Source organism: Enterobacter cloacae complex sp. 372C4 (assembly GCF_050030615.1).
Taxonomy (GTDB): Bacteria; Pseudomonadota; Gammaproteobacteria; order Enterobacterales; family Enterobacteriaceae; genus Enterobacter; species Enterobacter intestinihominis.
This window is the reverse complement of the sequence record NZ_JBLGUQ010000001.1, coordinates 2,804,208-2,824,418: the sequence shown is the minus strand read 5'-3', so window position 1 is coordinate 2,824,418 and position 20,211 is coordinate 2,804,208. Positions and strand designations below refer to the sequence as shown.

Sequence of the window (20,211 nt, the reverse complement as noted above, 5' to 3'; positions counted from 1 at the left end):
GGGAAATAATATGAAGAAAAATCATTGCGGTTATTCATTAATCGCATTAGCAATGTTAGCGATGTCAGGTTCTGCTGCGGCAGCCGATCTCAATGTTAACTTCACTGCCAATATCCGCGAAACCACCTGCGATATGAAACTGGTCGGCGGTACGGGTTCAGATACGCAGCAAACGCTGACTATCGGTAATAACGGTCAGGTACGTTTAGATGATGTCAAAGCCGGAACGGCAAATGCCAATTTCAAAATTGTGCTCGTTGAATGCCCGGCGTCGCTGACCTCGTTAAAAACAACCGTAAAAGGAACCAAATCAGGTTATTTAGCTAGCGGCCTTGTTAACCAGATTGCAAAAACTAACGGTGGCGCTGATTACTCTGCGGCTGAAATCGCCAGAGCCGATGCACCAAATACTCCTTTTATCATTAACTCAACCCTGGATTCAGAGCGCCTGGTCTGGAGTCCGACAGAAATCCAGAATAAGGAAGTTGCTCTGGTGGCCACCTTACGTGAAACAAAAGAAAACAGCATGACCATTGGTGATTTTCAGGCCGTGGCGACCTTTGAATTTAGCTACGAGTGATTAGTGCAGGAAAACGGAGCAACATTATGAAATTCAATTCTACTTTTATCGCCCTGTCCGTTTCTGCTCTTCTGTTCTCGGGAATGGCAAGCGCAGCAATTACAGGCACCCCTAGTGTCGAATTAACGATTAAATCAAAAATTGTATCAGGCACATGTACCGCAAAAGTACTTAACGATGCAGGCACAGCCTCCACTGAAATTGCGTTCGGCGACGTATACAAATCCGATCTGGTGAACAAAACCCGTGTCGAGCCGCTCAAGATTAGTTTCACCAACTGTTCTGGAGTAACCAAGGCAACGGTGTCCGCTGCGAAAGGCGCTGGTGGTGAATGCAGTGGCGTCAACAAGACGGGTGATTCTTACTCTGGCGGCTTAGCAACGGGCTTTGAGATCTGGTCGGGTGTTGTCGATACTGGCGAGCTTATGAGCTGTAACACGCCTCCGGCTGCTAAGGATGTCACCATTACTGATGGTACCGGTGAATTCCCGATGAATTCCCGTATCGTTATCGGGCAAGGCCAAACCATTGCTGATGTAGGCGCGGGGGCGGTTACTGCGCCAGTCACGTTTACTATCGCTTATCCATAATACCAGGAACCAGTATGCAACAATCACCGTTTATTTTATACCAGCCCGGTCTTGTGTTGCTTATGGGCTTGGCTGGTGGCATCTTGCCTGGCGTAAGCCAGGCAAGCTCAGGATTAGACGTAAATATTACCGCTAACATTGTTAATAGCACCTGTAAGATGACCGTGGAAAATGATGGCGAAATTTATCTCCCCAATGCGATGCGCAGTTGGTTTTATAACCCGGATGGTAGCGATCGTTTTACTGCAACCGATGATGCAGGCGGTACGCCTTTTAAGATCCATGTAGATGATTGCTATGGAGACAGCGGTACGGCTAAAAAGCTGAGTTTTAGCTTTTCGCCGCAGTCGGGTTTCTGGCCAGGACAAAATCAGGTTTTCAAAAGTGATGATACCGCCGCAGACGCGGCAAAAAATGTCGGCGTCGTCGTTTTCTCTGAAAAATATAAAAAGAATGTTTTAAACAACGACGGCACGTCAAAAATCACTTTTGACGTAAGCGGTCAGGATACTGCATTTTTAACGGATTATCAGTTCTATGCCCGATATCAAAATATTGGCGTAGTGGCTGGTGGTGTCGTTACCAGTAAAGTATTGGTTGACGTCACTTACGAATAATAATCAGAACAGGAAAAAGGATGAGAATGTTCAACTTTATAAGACAGGGTTTCAACGTGAAAGGCACAATGGCGTTTGCCATGGCGAGCGCGTTATTTACCCTCAGCCACTCCTGCTGGGCAGGGGAGTGCCAAATGAATAATGGAAAAGGCGGCACAACCACGCTAATCAATTCTGACTACTCAGGTGGCACCGTACGTCTTCCCCCTCCGGGTAACTACGCCAGTACTCTTTTTAACGTTAACCTGACACCAGGCATTCAGGCCAAATGTGGTCCGGGGGACGATGGTTTTAACCTCGTGTCACAAACAAACCCGACCTTGCTAATGGGGAGTAGTTATGGCAGGGCTATGTTTGAAACAAATATTCCGGGGATTTATTATTCCGTAAGGGTGCACACCGCAGAAAGCACTGGAGGCATGGGTGGTTACTTCGCTATGAATACTACTGGCTGGACTACCGTTGCCTCCTCCGGAAAATCTGACCCGTGGGATGAAAAATGGATAAACACCTCAGTTCAAATTTATATTGATGAAGGTTACAGAGGCAACCCGAACAAAGAAACCTCAATCAGACCCAAACCCGGCACTCTGGGTAAAATGGCTATTGGTAATCCAGATGATAGTGACAACCAACCATGGACATTTATGGTCAACGAGGACTCATTCCAGATCCCGATCGTTCTTCCAACCTGCGACATGGCCATGCTATCGGATGGTACTAATAATGTTAACCTGGGAGAATATTATGTTTCAGACATTAAAAACAATCGGGTTAAGGATATCCCTTTTTCCATTAGCTTAAGCAATTGTACCGGTGTGGCAAATATCACAACCAAACTCACCACCTCAAAGCTAACCGGAAAAAACAATGATCTTCTTGGTAATACGCTTACGTCCGGAGCTGAGGGCGCAGGCGTGAAAATCATGTATAACGGAACCTCTCAACTTCTGCCGAATAATCCTGACTCATCCTATGTCATAACGGACTACCAAACCCCTGAATCCAAGCAAATTAATTATGTTGCTCAACTGGTAGCAAACGGAAACACAGTGAAACCGGGGTCGTTTAAAGCCACCGGCGTATTCACCCTTTCATACGACTAACCGCTATCCCTGCGGCTGATTACTGATCAGCCGCGACATCGTCTCCAGTGAATCCGTTCTTAAGATATACAAACGCTTCAACAGGAACGGATTATCCCCCGGCTTCACCTTCCCTTTCATCGTCGTCACTGCCAGATGAAAACCAGCGTCATTCGCTGCCTTTATCGCTTTATTGTCATAGCCGCCAAACGGATACGACACATACAATACGCGCGGGTTGAACTGAGCCAGTGCACGACGTGAGCGTTCAAAATCAAACAGGATCACGTGATAGCTACGGCTCAACAGGATGGGGTGTTTATAGCCATCCACGCGATGCAGGAAATGAGTGTGAGACTGAATGTCGAACACATCCTGGATGCCCTTAATTTCCTGAACGCTCATAAACTGCAGCGATTTTGGATCCCACTTCTGCGGGTGGCCTTTGATTCGGGATGAAATTATAAACGCCGTCGCGTTGAAGCCATACTCTTTTAGCACCGGATACGCATAGCGGCTCACCGATTTCAGGCCATCATCAAAAGTGATCACCACCGCTTTCGCGGGCAGGTTCATCTTGTTACGCACGTACCCTTCAAGCTGGTACATCGTCAGCGTGGTGTAGCCCTGATCGCGTAACCAGGCCATCTGATTATTAAACGCACGTACGCTGGTCGTCGTGGAGGTATGTCGAAAACGGGTGTTCTCTTCATCACGCAAAATATGATGGTAGGTCAGAACCGGTAGCCCGTTATCTTCCTGCGCATCCAGGCTGCTTACCCATGCCAGACGATTACCGATACGGATCTGGAACCAGGTCTGGTTCAGGCGGTCTTTCAGCTTATTCAGAATCGGATAGCGAAGATTAGCGCTTAAGGTGCCAAAGGGCGCGCTTCCGCTGCTGGGGGCGTTATAAACCGGCGTGTCTTTCCAGGTAATGAGGTTTTGATTACTGAGCGGCTTGTTCAAGTCACCCAGGCTATCCTCAACGCGTTGTTTGCCCTGAACTTTTTCAAGGTGGTCTTTATCAATAAACCCCGTACCGAATCCGAAACGAAATTCATAGTAATCCGCCGCGGCCGGAAAGACAGCGAGGATCTGCCCGGCGCGGACATTCCCCACATTCACAACGGCATTTCCCACCTGCGCCCAGATGGCCGCATCTTCGGTGGTTTGCATATACTGAGCAGGAAGGCCTTGCTGGCTGGTCAGGCTGGCAGACGCACCACCGGAAACCACGAGCAGAAGGATAAAGATAACGCGCTTGAGCATGGAATATAAATCGACACAGAAAATCAGCCGCCATTGTAACAAAAGCGGCATCAATACCAATGTTTAATGCTTATACAGATCGTGAAGCAGAACAAAAGGCGGGTTCTTCTGCTGCTGGTGCCACAAGCTGCTCACGCCCGGCGAGCCCTGCGCCACAATGGCGTGACGAAACTCAGCGCTGCTCAACGTTGCGCGCAGCGGATACATCGTTTCGAGTAAAGGCAGGCTGATACCGGAGATTACTTCACAGTTATCGTGCTTATGGCTCATTAGGGCAGCCGCACGGTATGGCGCCGCGCCGGATCTGTCAGTGAGAAAAATCACGCCATCGCCGGTGTCGGTTTCATGCAGCGCGTCACACATCATCCGGCTGAGCATATTGGTGCTCAGCCCTCGCCAGTAATTTACCGCACGACATTGCGCCAGGGGGCCAAATCGGGCCGCCAGCTTAAGCAGCATTTCCTGTGCCTCTTCATCGTGGCAGGTGATCACCCATCCCAGCATAACGTCTCTCCTTAGCAGGCGAGTAGTTTATCCAGGTGAAGGTTAGTTTACGGTGATAACTGTCAAAGAAAGTGCCCGGCAAACAGAACGTCGCCGGGCAGAAGGTTAGCTACGCAGCCCGCGTCCGCGCTGGATCAGATACCAGCACAGCAGATAGAACGCCACGATAAACACCACCAGCACCACAACGGTGGTGAACAGCGGGACATCGGCAATGCCGAGGAAGCCAAAGCGGAAGCCGCTGATCATGTAGACAATCGGGTTCAGGTGCGACAGCGCCTGCCAGAACGGCGGCAACAGCGTCAGGGAGTAAAACACCCCGCCCAGATAGGTCAGCGGCGTCAGCACGAAGGTCGGGATCAGGCTGATGTCATCAAACGTTTTAGCAAACACCGCGTTCAGCAGCCCGGCGAGGGAGAACAGGATCGCCGTCAGCAATAATGTGAGCGCCACGAACAGCCAAGAATGCACCTGGAACGGGACGAAGAACAACGAAATCGCCGTCACCAGAATCCCCACGCACAGCCCGCGCGCTACGCCGCCGCCCACGTAACCGGCGATGATCACATGCGTTGGCACCGGGGCCACTAGCAGCTCTTCAATGTTGCGCTGGAACTTGGCGCTAAAGAACGACGACGCCACGTTCGCGTAAGCGTTGGTGATCACCGCCATCATGATCAGTCCCGGCACGATAAACTGCATATAGGTAAAACCGTGCATCTCACCAATGCGGGAGCCAATCAGGTTACCGAAAATGATGAAGTAGAGCGTCATGGTGATCACCGGCGGCACCAGGGTTTGCACCCAGATACGCATAAAGCGGTTAATCTCTTTTGCCCAGATGCTTTTCAGCGCGACCCAGTAAAGATGCGTCATGCCTTGTCTCCTTGTTTGTCGTGCACCAGAGAGACAAACAGCTCTTCCAGTCGGTTTGCTTTGTTACGCATGCTTAATACCTGAATGCCCTGCGCACTCAACTGTGAGAACACGCTGTTGATACCCTGCTCGCGCAGCACTTCTACCTCCAGCGTCGAGGTATCGACCAGGCGATAGTTGTAGCCCTCCAGTTTCGGCAGCGCGCTTTTCGCCGCCAGATCGAGGATAAAGGTCTCTGATTTGAGCTTGGAGAGCAGATTCTTCATCGAGGTGTTTTCCACCAGCTCACCGTGCTGAATAATGCCGATATTGCGGCACAGCATTTCCGCCTCTTCCAGGTAGTGCGTGGTCAGAATGATGGTGGTGCCTTTATCGTTCAGATCTTTCAGGAAGCCCCACATGGAACGACGCAGTTCAATATCCACGCCAGCAGTCGGCTCATCAAGGATAAGCAGCTTTGGCTCGTGCATCAGCGCGCGGGCAATCATCAGGCGGCGCTTCATCCCCCCGGACAACATCCGCGCGCGTTCGTTACGCTTCTCCCACAGGTCGAGCTGTTTCAGATACTTTTCGCTGCGCTCAAGCGCCTCTTTGCGCTCAACGCCATAATAACCCGCCTGGTTAACAACAATCTGCTGTACCGTCTCAAACGGGTTGAAGTTGAACTCCTGCGGCACCAGCCCCAGCTGACGCTTGGCGTTGACCACATCTTTTTGCAGATCGTAGCCAAACACGCTGACGCGGCCGGAGGTTTTGTTGACCAGCGAGCTGATGATCCCGATGGTGGTGGATTTCCCCGCCCCGTTCGGTCCCAGAAGCGCGTAGAAATCTCCCGCTTCGACTTTAAGATCTATCCCGCGCAGCGCCTGAACGCCCCCCGGGTAGGTTTTTTTGAGCTGTTCAAGCTCCAGTGCAATCGCCATGAATTCAACTTACCTTAAGTTCTGACACACGTTGTGTGGTTTCATTAAAAGTCGGGTTACCCTATAGTAGCGCAACGCAATCACTTGGTTACAGGTCGCTAACCTCCATGAACGACATAGATACACTCATCAGCAACAATGCACTATGGTCAAAAATGCTGGTGGAGGAAGACCCCGGATTTTTTGGAAAACTCGCGCAAGCGCAGAACCCGCGCTTTCTCTGGATTGGATGTTCTGACAGCCGTGTCCCCGCCGAACGTCTGACGGGTCTTGAACCTGGCGAACTGTTTGTTCACCGCAATGTGGCTAACCTGGTTATTCATACCGATCTCAACTGCCTTTCGGTTGTGCAGTACGCCGTTGACGTTCTTGAGGTTGAGCACATCATTATTTGTGGCCACTACGGCTGCGGCGGCGTGCAGGCGGCGGTCGAAAACACAGAGCTGGGGTTAATCGATAACTGGCTGCTGCACATTCGTGATATCTGGTTCAAACATAGCTCACTGCTGGGCGAAATGCCGCAGGAGCGCCGTCTCGACACCTTGTGTGAGCTGAACGTAATGGAGCAGGTCTATAACCTGGGCCACTCGACGATTATGCAGTCTGCCTGGAAACGCGGGCAGAAGGTCTCCATCCACGGCTGGGCGTACGGTATTCACGACGGTCTGCTGCGCAATCTGGAAGTGACCGCCACCAACCGCGAAACGCTGGAACAGCGTTACCGCTCGGGAATTGCCAACCTCAAGCTTAAGCATGTGAACCATAAATAACAAAGCCGGGGGTTTTCACCCTCTCCCTGTGGGAGAGGGCTGGGGTGAGGGCAACAGCCCGCAATTATTCGTCCAGAATCACTACTTTCCCAACATACGGCAGATGGCGATAACGCTGCGCGTAATCAATGCCGTAACCCACCACGAATTCGTCCGGGATGGAGAAACCAACGAACTCCACCGGCACCTGCACTTCACGGCGTTCAGGCTTATCCAGCAGGGTACAAATCGCCAGTGATTTTGGTTCACGCAGGCTCAGGATCTCACGCACTTTAGAGAGCGTGTTGCCGGAGTCGATGATGTCCTCAACAATCAACACATCTTTGCCACGAATATCTTCATCCAGATCTTTCAGGATTTTCACATCACGGGTTGTGGACATGCCGCTGCCGTAACTGGAGGCGGTCATAAAATCGACCTCGTGCGGCACCTGCACTTCACGGCACAGGTCTGCCATGAACATGAAAGAACCACGCAACAGACCGACCAGCACCATTTCGCTGCCGCTGTCCTTGTAATGTTCGGTGATTTGACGACCCAGTTCGGCGATACGCGCTTTGATCTCGGCTTCCGGGATCATCACTTCAACAGTATGTTTCATATTACTAACCAAATGATTTTAGTGAAAATCTCTCAATGCGGATGACTCTCGCTCCGGCATCGATACGCAAGCCAGCCATTATACCAGTAAATGGATTGCCCTGGCGTATGAGTTATAAAAAGCAATATTTGTGATTCCGATCACAGTTGTTAATACCTATAATTAATTGCTAGCAAATAATTAACAAAACTGACGAGTACTTTTCTATGGCTGAAACAAAAACTAAACAGCCGCGTCTACTGGTGACATTAACAGCCGCGTTTGCCGCATTCTGCGCGCTGTATTTGTTAATCGGTGGCGTATGGCTGGTCGCGATTGGCGGCTCCTGGTACTACCCGATTGCGGGTCTGGTTATGGTTGGCGTAACCGTCCTGCTTTTACGCAGAAAACAATCTGCTCTGTGGCTGTACGCAGCGTTACTGCTCGCAACCATGATCTGGGGCGTCTGGGAGGTCGGGTTCGACTTCTGGGCGTTGACGCCGCGCAGCGACATTCTGGTCTTCTTCGGTATCTGGCTGATCCTGCCGTTTGTCTGGCGTCGTCTGATCGTCCCTTCCAGTGGTGCTGTAGCCGGTCTGGTCGTTGCCCTGCTGATTAGTGGCGGCATCCTGACCTGGGCCGGATTCAACGACCCGCAGGAGATCCACGGTACGCTGAACACTGAATCCACACCGGCTGCGGCTATTTCGCAGGTGGCTGACGGCGACTGGCCAGCCTATGGTCGAAATCAGGAAGGTCAACGTTACTCCCCGCTGAAGCAGATCAATGCGGACAACGTGAAAAACCTGAAGGAAGCCTGGGTATTCCGTACCGGCGACCTGAAAATGCCGAACGATCCGGGTGAGCTGACCAACGAAGTGACCCCGATTAAAGTGGGCAACATGCTCTACCTGTGTACGGCGCACCAGCGTCTGTTCGCGCTCGACGCGGCCACCGGTAAAGAGAAATGGCACTTTGATCCACAGCTGAACTCCAACCCGTCGTTCCAGCACATCACCTGCCGCGGCGTCTCTTACCACGAAGCGCGCGCTGATAATGCCAGCCCGGAAGTCATTGCCGACTGTCCTCGCCGCATTATGCTGCCGGTGAACGATGGCCGCCTGTTTGCCATCAACGCTGAGACCGGTAAGCTGTGCGAAACCTTCGCTAACAAAGGCATTCTGAATCTTCAGACCAACATGCCGGACACTACGCCGGGTCTGTATGAGCCAACCTCCCCGCCAATCATTACCGATAAAACCATCGTGATTGCCGGTTCGGTAACGGATAACTTCTCTACCCGCGAAACCTCCGGCGTTATCCGTGGTTTCGACGTGAACACCGGTAAACTGCTGTGGGCCTTCGACCCGGGCGCGAAAGATCCCAACGCGATCCCATCGGATGAACACACCTTTACCTTTAACTCACCGAACTCCTGGGCACCGGCAGCGTATGACGCGAAGCTGGACCTGGTTTACCTGCCGATGGGCGTGACCACGCCGGATATCTGGGGTGGTAACCGTACGCCGGAGCAGGAACGTTACGCCAGCTCCATCGTGGCGCTGAACGCAACGACCGGTAAACTGGCATGGAGCTACCAGACCGTTCACCACGATCTGTGGGATATGGATATGCCGTCCCAGCCAACGCTGGCGGACATTACCGTTAACGGTAAAACCGTTCCGGTGATTTACGCCCCGGCCAAAACTGGCAACATCTTCGTGCTGGATCGCAGCAACGGTAAGCTGGTTGTTCCTGCGCCGGAAAAACCGGTTCCGCAGGGTGCGGCCAAAGGCGACTACGTCACCAAAACGCAGCCGTTCTCTGATCTGAGTTTCCGTCCGGAGAAAGACCTCAGCGGTGCAGACATGTGGGGTGCCACGATGTTTGACCAGCTGGTATGCCGCGTGATGTTCCACCAGCTGCGCTATGAAGGCATCTTCACGCCGCCGTCAGAGCAGGGCACGCTGGTCTTCCCGGGTAACCTGGGGATGTTCGAGTGGGGTGGGATCTCCGTTGACCCTAACCGTCAGGTCGCCATCGCTAACCCAATGGCGCTGCCGTTCGTTTCCCGTCTGATCCCTCGTGGTCCGGGTAACCCAATGGAGCAGCCGAAAGATGCGAAAGGCAGCGGTACCGAAGCCGGTATCCAGCCGCAGTATGGCGTTCCTTATGGTGTGACCCTGAATCCGTTCCTTTCTCCGTTCGGTCTGCCGTGTAAACAGCCTGCCTGGGGTTACATCTCCGGTCTGGATCTGAAGACCAACAAGATCGTCTGGAAGAAACGTATTGGTACGCCACAGGACAGCATGCCGTTCCCGATGCCTGTTCCAGTTCCGTTCAATATGGGTATGCCAATGCTGGGTGGCCCAATCTCCACCGCCGGTAACGTGCTGTTCATCGCGGCAACCGCAGATAACTACCTGCGCGCCTACAACATGACCAACGGTGAAAAACTGTGGCAAGGCCGTCTGCCAGCCGGTGGACAGGCAACGCCGATGACCTATGAAGTGAATGGCAAACAGTACGTTGTCATCTCCGCAGGTGGTCACGGTTCGTTTGGCACGAAGATGGGCGACTATATTGTCGCGTATGCACTGCCTGACGACGCTAAGTAATGAAAAAGCCCGGTGGCGCTAACGCTTACCGGGCTTTCGGGTGTCCTATGTAGGCCGGGTAAGGCGAAGCCGCCACCCGGCTTTTTTTATACGGTAAAGCCCAGCATCATCCCCGTATCTTCATGCTCCAGCAGATGGCAGTGGGCCATATAGGCAAACTCTTTCGGCGCTTCGTGGTCGAACTTCACCAGCACCTCGCTGACACCGCCTTCCACCCTCACCGTATCTTTCCAGCCCCGGCGATGCGCGTCCGGCGCTTTACCGTTCTCAGAGAGAATACGGAACTGCGTGCCGTGGATATGGAACGGGTGCAGCATCATGTCGCCTTCGCCTGAAATCACCCAGCGTTCAAACTGCCCTTTCGTGGCGGCGAACATGGGCGTGTTCATATCGAACGCTTTGCCGTTGATGCGGTTGGCGTCGTGGAAATCGAAACCATGGCCGCCGTGATCCATGCCGCCCATTTTACCGTGGTCCATATTCATATGGCCCATCATCTGGCCGTGGTGCATTCCCGCCATGGCCTGATTGCCGTACTTCTTCATCAGCGCCTGCATGCCCATCATGTCGAGCATCGGGTCCATGGAGAGCTGAAGTTTACGCTGCGTAAGCCCGTCCAGCGACGGGAGTGCGGGTAGCGTGGTGAGGGCGTCCGGCAGCGTACCGGAAGCGGCGATCTGTAGCGGCTGAATGCGCAGGACCGGATGGGGTTTATCAAACGGCGCAACGGCCATCCCCATCTGGCTGACCGGCAGGGTCACCAGGTCAAACGCTTTGCCATCGCTGATATCCACCAGCACCTCGAAGCGCTCGCCCATCAGCATCGGCAGCTCGCTCACTTTCACCGGCTCCGGCAGCAGGCCGCCGTCGCTTGCCACCACATACAGCGGGCGTTTATCGCTGGTGGCGAAGTTCAGCGAGCGGGCGTTACAGCCATTTAGCAGGCGTAAACGCAGCCAGCCTTTTGGCGCGGCATGCTGCGGGTAGATTGCGCCGTTGGTCAGCAGCGTATCGCCAAACCAGCCTACCGCCGCGCTCATTACGTCCAGCTGATAGTCAATTTGCCCGTCAGCGCTGAATTTTTTGTCCTGCACAATCACCGGGACATCGTCGATACCCCACTGTTTTGGCAGGCGCAGCAGGCGGCTTTCATCGTCTTCAATCAGCACCAGACCGGCCAGCCCCATCGCCACCTGATGGCCCGTTTTGCCATGCTGATGCGGGTGGAACCAGCAGGTCGCCGCACGCTGGTCAGGAGTAAAGGTGACGCTGCGTTTACCACCAGGCCTGATGACGCCCTGAGGCCCCCCATCCACTTCGCCCGGGACTTCCAGCCCATGCCAGTGCAGCGTGGTCTCTTGCGCTAGCGTGTTATGAATGTCAACCGTCACCGCCTTCCCTTTGCGTAACTGCAACGCAGGGCCGAGCAAATTGCCGTTATAACCCCACGTCGTGGCGGCGTGCTGACCGAACGTGGTTTTACCGGCCTGCACCACAAGCTGAATGCGGCTGCGGGCATCTGCGGCGAGTAATTCAGGTATGGGTAAAGCAGGTCTGTCGGCGGCAAAAACGGCGCGGCTCCAGAGCGGTAACGCGCTGGCAACCCCCAGCGCGGCAGAAAATTTTAAAAAATCACGACGTTGCATGTGCATTTCCTTATTTCCAGCAGGCGATCTTTTGAGCATAAACCCTCCCCTTACCGGAAGGTCAAGCACGGCGGCAATAATAAAGATCGTCGGCCTGGCATCAAGTATGCTAACGTTAATTTTCCGTGATGCAGTGGTAAAGGCAATGAAGACGTTTTTCAGAACAATTTTGTTCGCCAGCCTGATGGCGATGTGTGCGAACAGTTACGCGCTAAGTGAAAACGAAGCGGAAGATATGGCCGATCTGACGGCAGTTTTTGTTTTTCTGAAAAACGATTGTGGTTACCAGAATTTACCCAATGGGCAAATTCGTCGCGCACTGGTCTTTTTTGCCCAGCAGAACCAATGGGATCTCAGCAACTACGACAGCTTCGACATGAAGGCGCTCGGTGAAGACAGCTACCGTGATTTAAGCGGTATTGGCATTCCCACTGCTAAAAAATGCAAAGCGCTGGCTCGCGATTCACTCAGCCTGCTCGCCTACGTGAAGTAACCTTCCCGACGCCCCTTGTTGACCCGCTAACCGCTTCACGGCGGTGTTGTGTTGCGCCCATCTGCCGGATGTAATGGATGTTAACGAAGGAGGTGCTCCCCGTGACCGAAAAAACGGTATGGCAAGAAACGCTGCATGACCAGTTTGGTCAGTATTTTGCCGTGGATAACGTGCTCTATCATGAGAAAACCGATCATCAGGATCTGATAATCTTCGAAAACGCCGCCTTTGGCCGCGTAATGGCGCTGGACGGCGTGGTGCAAACCACCGAGCGCGACGAGTTTATCTATCACGAAATGATGACCCACGTCCCGCTGCTGGCCCACGGCCACGCGAAGGACGTGCTGATTATCGGCGGCGGCGACGGCGCGATGCTGCGTGAAGTCTCGCGTCATCAGAATGTCGAAACCATCACCATGGTGGAAATCGACGCCGGTGTGGTGTCGTTCTGCCGCCAGTATCTGCCCAACCACAATGCTGGCAGCTATGACGATCCGCGGTTTAATCTGGTTATCGACGATGGCGTCAATTTTGTTAACCAGACCACGCAAACGTTTGATGTCATTATCTCTGACTGTACCGACCCTATCGGCCCCGGCGCGTCGCTGTTTACCTCGTCGTTTTACGAAGGCTGCAAGCGCTGCCTGAAGCCTGGCGGGATTTTTGTGGCGCAAAACGGCGTTTGCTTCCTGCAACAGGATGAAGCGCTTGATAGCCACCGTAAGCTGAGCACCTATTTTGCTGACGTCAGCTTCTACCAGGCGGCGATCCCCACTTACTACGGCGGGATCATGACCTTTGCCTGGGCGACGGATAACGACGTCCTGCGCCATCTCTCCACCGAAATTATCCAGGCCCGCTTCCACCAGGCCGGACTCAAATGCCGATACTACAACCCGGCGATCCACACCGCAGCCTTTGCGTTGCCTCAATATCTGCAAGACGCGCTGTCCTCAAAGGAGGTGAACTAATTGAAAAAGCTTAAACTGCATGGCTTTAACAATCTGACCAAAAGCCTGAGTTTTTGTATTTACGATATCTGCTACGCCAAAACAGCAGAAGAGCGCGATGGTTATATCGCCTATATCGATGAACTCTACAACGCCAACCGTCTGACCGAGATCCTGACAGAGACCTGCTCGATTATCGGCGCCAACATCCTGAATATCGCGCGCCAGGATTACGAGCCGCAGGGAGCAAGCGTCACCATTCTGGTCAGTGAAGAGCCGGTTGACCCGCAGCTTATCGACAAAACCGAGCACCCCGGCCCACTGCCAGAAGTGGTTGTCGCCCACCTGGATAAAAGCCATATCTGCGTACACACCTACCCGGAAAGCCACCCGGAAGGCGGACTGTGTACCTTCCGCGCGGATATTGAAGTGTCGACCTGCGGCGTGATTTCACCGCTGAATGCGTTGAATTATTTAATCCACCAGCTGGAATCCGATATCGTCACTATTGATTATCGCGTACGCGGTTTTACCCGTGATATCAACGGCATGAAGCACTTCATCGATCATGAGATCAACTCCATTCAGAACTTCATGTCCGACGACATGAAGTCGCTGTACGACATGATGGATGTGAACGTCTATCAAGAGAATATCTTCCACACCAAAATGTTACTTAAGGAATTCGACCTTAAGCACTACATGTTCCACACGAAGCCGGAAGATTTAAGCGAAGAAGAGCGTAAGGTCATTACCGACCTGCTCTGGAAAGAGATGCGCGAAATTTACTACGGCCGTAACATTCCGACCGTGTAATCGTGGCCCGAAGCAGGGACGCTTCGGGGAGTTACTTCTGTTTCATAAAGTCGCGGTAGGCGTTCACCACTTTCAGGAAATCTTCCACACCGCACAGCGACAGGCTCTCTTCGTCGTAGTAGCTCATCCCCTCTTCCATCTCATCACCCGAGAACTCAAGCTGGTTGGCACGCACCATCACCTCTTCGCCATCCATCCACAGGGTGTATTCGTGCCCGGCGCGTTGCCAGGAGCGTTCACTGCCTTTCACCGTTTCCGCTGCCTGTTCGACTTCATCCAGCAGCGCGAGGTTCTCTTTCACCTCTTCGTTAAACCAGTGTCCAACGGCTTCGTGCCCCATCGACATTCGCACTTTCACCACGCCGGTGATGTCGCGCAAAAATTCGTAATCCATAGCGTTTTCCTCTGCAAAGCCATTAGGGTAATTATCGCAGCAGAGAGGAAGAAAAAAAGCGGGAGAGGTGGGAGGAATGAAAATAAAAAAAATACCCCTCACCCTGGCCCTCTCCCAAAGGGAGAGGGGTTAGGGGTGAGGGGTTGGTTTTTATACTGCCGTCTGGAAGATCACCCCGTCAGCCTTCTCGGTGTACTGAGAGAGCTGGTCGAAGTTCAGATAGCGATAGGTATCCACCGCCGTCTTATCTACCTGAGCCACAAAGGTCTGGTACTCTTCCGGCGTTGGCAGTTTGCCAATCAGCGCCGCAACCGCTGCCAGCTCCGCAGAAGCCAGGTAGACGTTCGCCCCGGTACCCAAACGGTTCGGGAAGTTACGGGTGGAGGTGGAAACCACTGTCGCACCGTCGGCCACGCGCGCCTGGTTGCCCATGCACAGGGAGCAGCCCGGAATTTCAATACGCGCCCCGCTCTTACCGAACACGCTGTAGTAGCCCTCTTCGGTCAGCTGCGCCGCATCCATACGGGTTGGCGGCGCCACCCACAGACGGGTCGGCAGCTGGCCTTTGTGAGTATCCAGCAGCTTACCGGCAGCACGGAAGTGGCCGATGTTGGTCATACAGGAGCCGATGAACACTTCGTCGATCTTATCGCCCTGTACGTCAGAGAGCAGACGCGCATCGTCCGGATCGTTTGGCGCACACAGGATTGGCTCTTTGATATCCGCCAGATCGATGTCGATCACCGCCGCGTACTCTGCGTCAGCGTCAGCTTCCAGCAGCTGCGGATCCGCCAGCCATTTTTCCATGCCCTGAATACGACGCTCCAGCGTACGGCGGTCGCCGTAGCCTTCCGCAATCATCCACTTGAGCAGCACGATGTTGGAGGTCAGATACTCAATAATCGGCTCTTTGTTCAGCTTGATGGTACAGCCCGCCGCAGAACGCTCGGCAGAGGCATCGGTCAGCTCGAACGCCTGCTCAACTTTCAGATCCGGCAGACCTTCAATTTCCAGAATGCGGCCAGAGAAGATGTTTTTCTTGCCCTTCTTCTCAACGGTCAGCAGACCCTGTTTGATGGCATACAGCGGGATTGCGTGCACCAGATCGCGCAGAGTGATGCCCGGCTGCATTTTGCCTTTGAAGCGCACCAGCACGGATTCAGGCATGTCGAGAGGCATCACGCCGGTCGCTGCGGCAAACGCCACCAGACCGGAGCCCGCAGGGAAGGAGATACCAATCGGGAAACGGGTATGAGAGTCACCGCCGGTACCCACGGTGTCCGGCAGCAGCATGCGGTTCAGCCAGGAGTGGATAACGCCGTCGCCCGGACGCAGGGAGACACCGCCACGGTTCATAATGAAGTCAGGCAGCGTGTGGTGCGTAGTGACGTCAACCGGCTTCGGATATGCCGCAGTGTGGCAGAAGGACTGCATGACCAGGTCAGACGAGAAGCCCAGGCACGCAAGGTCTTTCAGTTCATCACGGGTCATTGGACCGGTGGTGTCCTGAGAGCCCACGGAGGTCATTTTCGGCTCGCAGTACGCGCCAGGACGGATACCAGCGACGCCGCAGGCGCGACCGACCATTTTCTGTGCCAGCGAGAAGCCGCGATTGCTTTCCGCCACGTCTTTCGCCTGACGGAACACGTCACTGTGCGGCAGACCCAGCGCTTCACGCGCTTTGGTGGTCAGGCCACGGCCAATGATCAGCGGAATACGGCCACCGGCACGCACTTCGTCGATCAGCACGTCGGTTTTCAGCTCGAAGCTTGCCAACAGTTCGTTGGTTTCGTGGTTGCGCACTTCGCCTTTATACGGGTAAACGTCAATCACGTCGCCCATGTTCAGGTTGCTCACGTCCACTTCAATTGGCAGAGCGCCCGCATCTTCCATGGTGTTGAAGAAGATCGGTGCAATTTTGCCGCCGAGGCACAGGCCGCCGCCGCGCTTGTTCGGCACGTGCGGAATATCGTCGCCCATGAACCACAGCACGGAGTTGGTCGCAGATTTACGGGAAGAACCGGTACCCACAACGTCACCGACGTAGGCCAGCGGGAAACCTTTTTGTTGCAGCGCTTCGATCTGTTTGATCGGGCCCACTACGCCCGGCTGATCCGGCTCGATGCCTTCACGGGCGTTTTTCAGCATCGCCAGAGCGTGCAGGGGAATATCAGGACGAGACCACGCGTCCGGAGCCGGAGAGAGGTCATCGGTGTTGGTTTCACCGGTAACCTTAAAGACGGTCACGGTAATTTTTTCAGCAAGCGCAGGGCGGTTCAGGAACCATTCGGCATCGGCCCAGGACTGCATCACCTGCTTCGCGTAAACGTTGCCTGCTTTGGCTTTTTCTTCTACATCGTAGAAGTTATCGAACATCAGCAGCGTTGAAGAGAGCGCTTTGGCAGCAATCGGTGCCAGCTTTTCGTTGTCCAGCGCGTCAATCAGCGGATGAATGTTATAGCCGCCCTGCATGGTGCCGAGCAGTTCAATGGCTTTTTCAGGAGTAACCAGTGGGGAGGTGGCTTCGCCTTTGGCGATAGCAGCAAGGAATCCGGCTTTTACGTAGGCAGCTTCATCTACGCCAGGCGGTACGCGGTTGATCAGCAGATCTAACAGGAATTCTTCTTCGCCCTCAGGCGGGTTCTTCAGCAGCTCGACGAGCGCGGCCATTTGGGTTGCATCTAAAGGTTTGGGTACAATTCCCTCGGCGGCACGTTCTGCTACGTGCTTACGGTATTCTTCTAGCACGACGGTTCTCCTCGCTCTCATTGTCATATGCGGCGGGCGTTCTCTTCACGCTCCTGTGAGACAGCAGTTTGTAGGGTAAATGCCCGATACCGCGTCGGGCAGCATAGCAGGATTTCTGCACAGTGTTAATCTGTTTACAAAAAAGCAACATTAAATTATTTGCTGAATCGTTAAGCATGGTGTAGCGGGGAGACGAGGCGAATCTTGTCCTCTTTCCCGTCGCCTTTTCAGCTATCCGATATAATTGTGTAATAAATACTCACACTCTTTATCCGGACGCTCCGGTTGGTTTCCCAACAATAGTCAAAACTGTAAAACACGAGTGAATGATACTCGCGGCAACAGCAACGCCTCACGGCACTGCACTCGTCTCGTTGGAGTCAATCTATGAAGTTGCCTTTTAAACCACATCTTCTTGTTCTGCTTTGCAGTGCGGGGCTGTTTGCCGCCTCGGGTGTCATGTACGTTAAAAGCCGCGCAACGGAACCTGCTACGCCTGCTCCGGTTACACAACAACCTGGCGCACCGGTAGCCCAGCCTGCGCCCGTCGCTGCCCCGGTCTACACTGCGGCGCAAATCGACCAATGGGTTGCCCCTGTCGCGCTTTACCCGGATGCCCTGCTGTCGCAAATCTTGATGGCGTCGACCTACCCGTCAAATGTTATTCAGGCCGCGCAGTGGTCGAAAGACAATCCTAAAATGCAGGGTGATGCCGCCCTGCAGGCGGTAGCCACCCAGCCGTGGGATCCCAGCGTAAAATCCCTGGTTGCGTTTCCTCAGCTGATGTCGTTGATGGGCGAAAATCCGCCATGGGTACAAAATCTGGGAGACGCCTTCCTTGCACAGCCGAAAGATGTGATGGATTCCGTACAGCGGCTGCGCCTGCTGGCCCAACAAACGGGTGCGCTGCAATCCACACCGCAGCAGACGGTCACCACCGTCACGAAACCTGCATCGACAAAAACCACGACAACCGCAACGCCTACCAGCCCAACGGTGATCAAGATTGAATCCGCCGATCCGCAGGTGGTGTATGTTCCCACGTATAATCCGAATACGGTTTATGGTACCTGGCCTAACACCGCTTACCCGCCGGTCTATCTTCCGCCTTCACCCGGCGAGCAATTCACTGACAGTCTGGTTAAAGGATTAGGTTTTAGCCTCGGGGTCGCTACAACCTACGCCATTTTCAGCAATATTGACTGGGATGACGACGACTGGGATCACCATCATCACGATGATGACTGGGACAATCACGGCGGTTATAACCGCAACGGTGATAACAACATCAATATCAACGTGGATAATTTCAACAGAATCAGCGGGCAGCACCTGAACGGTAATAACCACACCTGGCAGCACAATCCTGCCTATCGTGAAGGCGTGCCTTACCCGAATAACCAGCTGGCTAACCGCTTCCACTCTACACAGACAGCCACCGGGCTAAGCGCGACGCAGCAAAAACCAGTCAATCGCGACAGCCAGCGCCAGGCCGCTCTCAGCCAGATGGAAAAATCAACGGGTAAAACCCTCCCACACTCAGTACATACAGCCACGCGGGACGCACAACGTCTGGCCTCAACGCAACAGTTGAAGCAGATCTCGCAGCGAAATAACTATCGTGGATATGACACCAGGCCGCAGGCCGTAAAACGGACGAGCACGCCGCAGCGTGTACATCATCAGACTGACATGCACAGACAGGAGAAGCGGGTTTTACAGACGGTACAGCAGCCAGCCAGGCTGCATCGGGCCAATGCCCTGAGCGGCAACGACAGCCGCTCCGCGAACTGGCAGGCGCAGCAGCAGCGCGGGGCGCAAAGCCGGCAGCTCGCTACTCGTCAACATCAGCCGCGCCAGCTCACTGGTGAACGCGCTGAACGCCATGAATTCCGTCATCGTTAAGGGAGCCGACATGAAACGTCAATTACTCAGTGGAATGGTGTTGTTCATGGTCTCGGCGGCCGTCATGGCACAGCAATCGTTCAGTTCGCCAGAACAGGCGACCAGTGCGCTGGCAAGCGCCATCAGCGAGCAAAACGAAAGTGCGATGAACAATTTGCTCGGTGAAAACTGGCGCGATTTCCTGCCGCCCGAAGGCGTTGATCCCGAAGCGGTCGATCGCTTCCTGCGCGACTGGAACGTTCATCATAAAACCGTCATCAGTGGCAACGTGGCGCACCTGGTGGTGGGCGATAACGGCTGGCAGCTACCGATCCCGGTGGTCAAAACGGCATCTGGCTGGCAGTTTGATATGCAGGAAGCCGCAGAAGAGATCCTGACCCGCGAAATCGGGCGCAACGAACTCGCAGCCATCGAAGCGCTTCACGCCTATGTTGATGCCCAGCAGAGCTATTTTGCGATGAACCAAAAGTACGCGCAGAAGATAGTCAGTTCTGAAGGTAAAAAGGATGGACTGTACTGGCCCGTCGCTCCCGGTGAAACGCCCAGCCCACTGGGTCCGGCGTTCAGTCCTCCACAGTCGGGGGCGGGTTACCATGGTTACCGATTCCGCATCCTGCCGGATAAAAATGGCTTTGCCATGATCGCCTGGCCGGTGAACTACGGTCAGACGGGGGTAATGAGCTTTGTAATTAACCAGGATGACGCGGTTTATCAGGCAGATCTCGGCAACGATTCGGCGCAGAAAGCGCAGGCTCTTAGTGAATACCAGCCGGATAAGACCTGGCAGCCTGTCACACCCTGAACGCAGCGCATAAAAAAAGCGGCCTGAGGCCGCTTTTTTCAT

19 protein-coding genes are annotated in these 20,211 nt (G+C 53.9%); 11 read left to right on the top strand and 8 right to left on the bottom strand.

The window, feature by feature from the left end; all coding sequences use genetic code 11:
* Positions 1-10: 10 nt before the first annotated feature.
* Genes ACQG11_RS13540 through ACQG11_RS13525 form a run of 4 tightly spaced genes read left to right on the top strand, consistent with a single transcriptional unit; the run spans position 11 to position 2,893 of the window.
* On the top strand, positions 11-580 hold the full coding sequence (locus ACQG11_RS13540) for a fimbrial protein (RefSeq protein WP_032625598.1): 570 nt from the start codon (positions 11-13) through the stop codon (positions 578-580).
* A gap of 26 nt (positions 581-606) precedes the next feature.
* Positions 607-1,170, top strand: coding sequence for a hypothetical protein (locus ACQG11_RS13535; RefSeq protein ID WP_023299346.1), 564 nt, complete (start codon positions 607-609; stop codon positions 1,168-1,170).
* 14 nt (positions 1,171-1,184) lie between these two features.
* Entirely contained in the window at positions 1,185-1,787 is a 603-nt protein-coding gene (locus tag ACQG11_RS13530) for a fimbrial-like protein (protein ID WP_426728431.1), read from the top strand.
* Positions 1,788-1,807: 20 nt separating this feature from the next.
* Positions 1,808-2,893 carry a fimbrial protein gene (locus ACQG11_RS13525; RefSeq protein ID WP_426728430.1) on the top strand — a complete coding sequence of 362 codons (1,086 nt, stop codon included), beginning with the start codon at positions 1,808-1,810 and terminating at the stop codon, positions 2,891-2,893.
* 3 nt (positions 2,894-2,896) lie between these two features.
* Here ACQG11_RS13525 and ACQG11_RS13520 read toward each other — a convergent pair whose 3' ends face one another.
* From ACQG11_RS13520 to ACQG11_RS13505, 4 genes are all read right to left on the bottom strand, one after another.
* Positions 2,897-4,144, bottom strand: coding sequence for a polysaccharide deacetylase family protein (locus tag ACQG11_RS13520; protein WP_032670914.1), 1,248 nt, complete (start codon positions 4,142-4,144; stop codon positions 2,897-2,899).
* A gap of 63 nt (positions 4,145-4,207) precedes the next feature.
* On the bottom strand, positions 4,208-4,648 hold the full coding sequence (locus ACQG11_RS13515; protein ID WP_319854705.1) for a PTS sugar transporter subunit IIA: 441 nt from the start codon (positions 4,646-4,648) through the stop codon (positions 4,208-4,210).
* Positions 4,649-4,753: 105 nt separating this feature from the next.
* Entirely contained in the window at positions 4,754-5,524 is a 771-nt protein-coding gene (locus ACQG11_RS13510) for an ABC transporter permease (protein ID WP_022647074.1), read from the bottom strand.
* Entirely contained in the window at positions 5,521-6,447 is a 927-nt protein-coding gene (locus tag ACQG11_RS13505; RefSeq protein ID WP_003856300.1) for an ABC transporter ATP-binding protein, read from the bottom strand. The genes ACQG11_RS13510 and ACQG11_RS13505 overlap by 4 nt, the downstream gene beginning before the upstream one ends.
* Positions 6,448-6,554: 107 nt before the next feature.
* Between ACQG11_RS13505 and can the strand changes: the two genes are divergently transcribed.
* Positions 6,555-7,217, top strand: a complete 663-nt coding sequence (gene can, locus ACQG11_RS13500; RefSeq protein ID WP_003856301.1) for a carbonate dehydratase — start codon at positions 6,555-6,557, stop codon at positions 7,215-7,217.
* A 64-nt stretch (positions 7,218-7,281) separates the two neighbouring features.
* On the opposite strand, the gene hpt is transcribed toward can, so the two are convergent.
* Positions 7,282-7,818, bottom strand: a complete 537-nt coding sequence (gene hpt / locus ACQG11_RS13495; protein ID WP_003856303.1) for a hypoxanthine phosphoribosyltransferase — start codon at positions 7,816-7,818, stop codon at positions 7,282-7,284.
* A gap of 206 nt (positions 7,819-8,024) precedes the next feature.
* Between hpt and ACQG11_RS13490 the strand changes: the two genes are divergently transcribed.
* Complete coding sequence (locus tag ACQG11_RS13490) at positions 8,025-10,415, top strand: glucose/quinate/shikimate family membrane-bound PQQ-dependent dehydrogenase (RefSeq protein ID WP_023299340.1); 2,391 nt, start codon at positions 8,025-8,027, stop codon at positions 10,413-10,415.
* A gap of 86 nt (positions 10,416-10,501) precedes the next feature.
* Here ACQG11_RS13490 and cueO read toward each other — a convergent pair whose 3' ends face one another.
* A complete protein-coding gene (gene cueO / locus ACQG11_RS13485; RefSeq protein ID WP_032677186.1) occupies positions 10,502-12,061 on the bottom strand; it encodes a multicopper oxidase CueO in 1,560 nt (519 codons plus the stop codon).
* 145 nt (positions 12,062-12,206) lie between these two features.
* Between cueO and ACQG11_RS13480 the strand changes: the two genes are divergently transcribed.
* The 3 genes from ACQG11_RS13480 to speD all read left to right on the top strand — a co-directional run bounded on the left by ACQG11_RS13480 (position 12,207) and on the right by speD (position 14,320).
* The gene (locus ACQG11_RS13480; protein ID WP_003856306.1) at positions 12,207-12,554 is read left to right on the top strand and encodes a YacC family pilotin-like protein; all 348 of its coding nucleotides are present in this window, start codon (positions 12,207-12,209) and stop codon (positions 12,552-12,554) included.
* 101 nt (positions 12,555-12,655) lie between these two features.
* On the top strand, positions 12,656-13,525 hold the full coding sequence (speE, locus tag ACQG11_RS13475) for a polyamine aminopropyltransferase (RefSeq protein WP_022647071.1): 870 nt from the start codon (positions 12,656-12,658) through the stop codon (positions 13,523-13,525).
* Positions 13,526-14,320: an adenosylmethionine decarboxylase gene (speD, locus tag ACQG11_RS13470; protein WP_022647070.1), complete on the top strand. Its 795-nt coding sequence runs from the start codon at positions 13,526-13,528 to the stop codon at positions 14,318-14,320.
* Positions 14,321-14,351: 31 nt separating this feature from the next.
* Here speD and yacL read toward each other — a convergent pair whose 3' ends face one another.
* Both yacL and acnB read right to left on the bottom strand, forming a co-directional pair.
* Entirely contained in the window at positions 14,352-14,714 is a 363-nt protein-coding gene (yacL, locus tag ACQG11_RS13465) for a protein YacL (RefSeq protein ID WP_022647069.1), read from the bottom strand.
* 150 nt (positions 14,715-14,864) lie between these two features.
* Positions 14,865-17,462, bottom strand: coding sequence for a bifunctional aconitate hydratase 2/2-methylisocitrate dehydratase (gene acnB / locus ACQG11_RS13460; RefSeq protein WP_063849763.1), 2,598 nt, complete (start codon positions 17,460-17,462; stop codon positions 14,865-14,867).
* 387 nt (positions 17,463-17,849) lie between these two features.
* On the opposite strand from acnB, the gene ACQG11_RS13455 reads away from it, so the two are divergent.
* Entirely contained in the window at positions 17,850-19,367 is a 1,518-nt protein-coding gene (locus ACQG11_RS13455) for a DUF3300 domain-containing protein (protein ID WP_058645833.1), read from the top strand.
* A gap of 10 nt (positions 19,368-19,377) precedes the next feature.
* The gene (locus ACQG11_RS13450) at positions 19,378-20,169 is read left to right on the top strand and encodes a DUF2950 family protein (RefSeq protein WP_180256641.1); all 792 of its coding nucleotides are present in this window, start codon (positions 19,378-19,380) and stop codon (positions 20,167-20,169) included.
* The last annotated feature ends 42 nt before the right edge of the window (positions 20,170-20,211 follow it).

Bases quoted from the DNA above. Each gene is read 5' to 3' on its own strand.
- ACQG11_RS13520 (WP_032670914.1), bottom strand. From the start codon at position 4,144: ATGCTCAAGCGCGTTATCTTTATCCTTCTGCTCGTGGTTTCCGGTGGT.
- ACQG11_RS13535 (WP_023299346.1), top strand. From the start codon at position 607: ATGAAATTCAATTCTACTTTTATCGCCCTGTCCGTTTCTGCTCTTCTG.
- yacL (WP_022647069.1), bottom strand. From the start codon at position 14,714: ATGGATTACGAATTTTTGCGCGACATCACCGGCGTGGTGAAAGTGCGA.
- ACQG11_RS13525 (WP_426728430.1), top strand. From the start codon at position 1,808: ATGAGAATGTTCAACTTTATAAGACAGGGTTTCAACGTGAAAGGCACA.
- hpt (WP_003856303.1), bottom strand. From the start codon at position 7,818: ATGAAACATACTGTTGAAGTGATGATCCCGGAAGCCGAGATCAAAGCG.
- ACQG11_RS13510 (WP_022647074.1), bottom strand. From the start codon at position 5,524: ATGACGCATCTTTACTGGGTCGCGCTGAAAAGCATCTGGGCAAAAGAG.
- cueO (WP_032677186.1), bottom strand. From the start codon at position 12,061: ATGCAACGTCGTGATTTTTTAAAATTTTCTGCCGCGCTGGGGGTTGCC.
- can (WP_003856301.1), top strand. From the start codon at position 6,555: ATGAACGACATAGATACACTCATCAGCAACAATGCACTATGGTCAAAA.
- ACQG11_RS13515 (WP_319854705.1), bottom strand. From the start codon at position 4,648: ATGCTGGGATGGGTGATCACCTGCCACGATGAAGAGGCACAGGAAATG.
- ACQG11_RS13505 (WP_003856300.1), bottom strand. From the start codon at position 6,447: ATGGCGATTGCACTGGAGCTTGAACAGCTCAAAAAAACCTACCCGGGG.
- ACQG11_RS13480 (WP_003856306.1), top strand. From the start codon at position 12,207: ATGAAGACGTTTTTCAGAACAATTTTGTTCGCCAGCCTGATGGCGATG.
- ACQG11_RS13450 (WP_180256641.1), top strand. From the start codon at position 19,378: ATGAAACGTCAATTACTCAGTGGAATGGTGTTGTTCATGGTCTCGGCG.
- ACQG11_RS13455 (WP_058645833.1), top strand. From the start codon at position 17,850: ATGAAGTTGCCTTTTAAACCACATCTTCTTGTTCTGCTTTGCAGTGCG.
- ACQG11_RS13490 (WP_023299340.1), top strand. From the start codon at position 8,025: ATGGCTGAAACAAAAACTAAACAGCCGCGTCTACTGGTGACATTAACA.
- ACQG11_RS13540 (WP_032625598.1), top strand. From the start codon at position 11: ATGAAGAAAAATCATTGCGGTTATTCATTAATCGCATTAGCAATGTTA.
- ACQG11_RS13530 (WP_426728431.1), top strand. From the start codon at position 1,185: ATGCAACAATCACCGTTTATTTTATACCAGCCCGGTCTTGTGTTGCTT.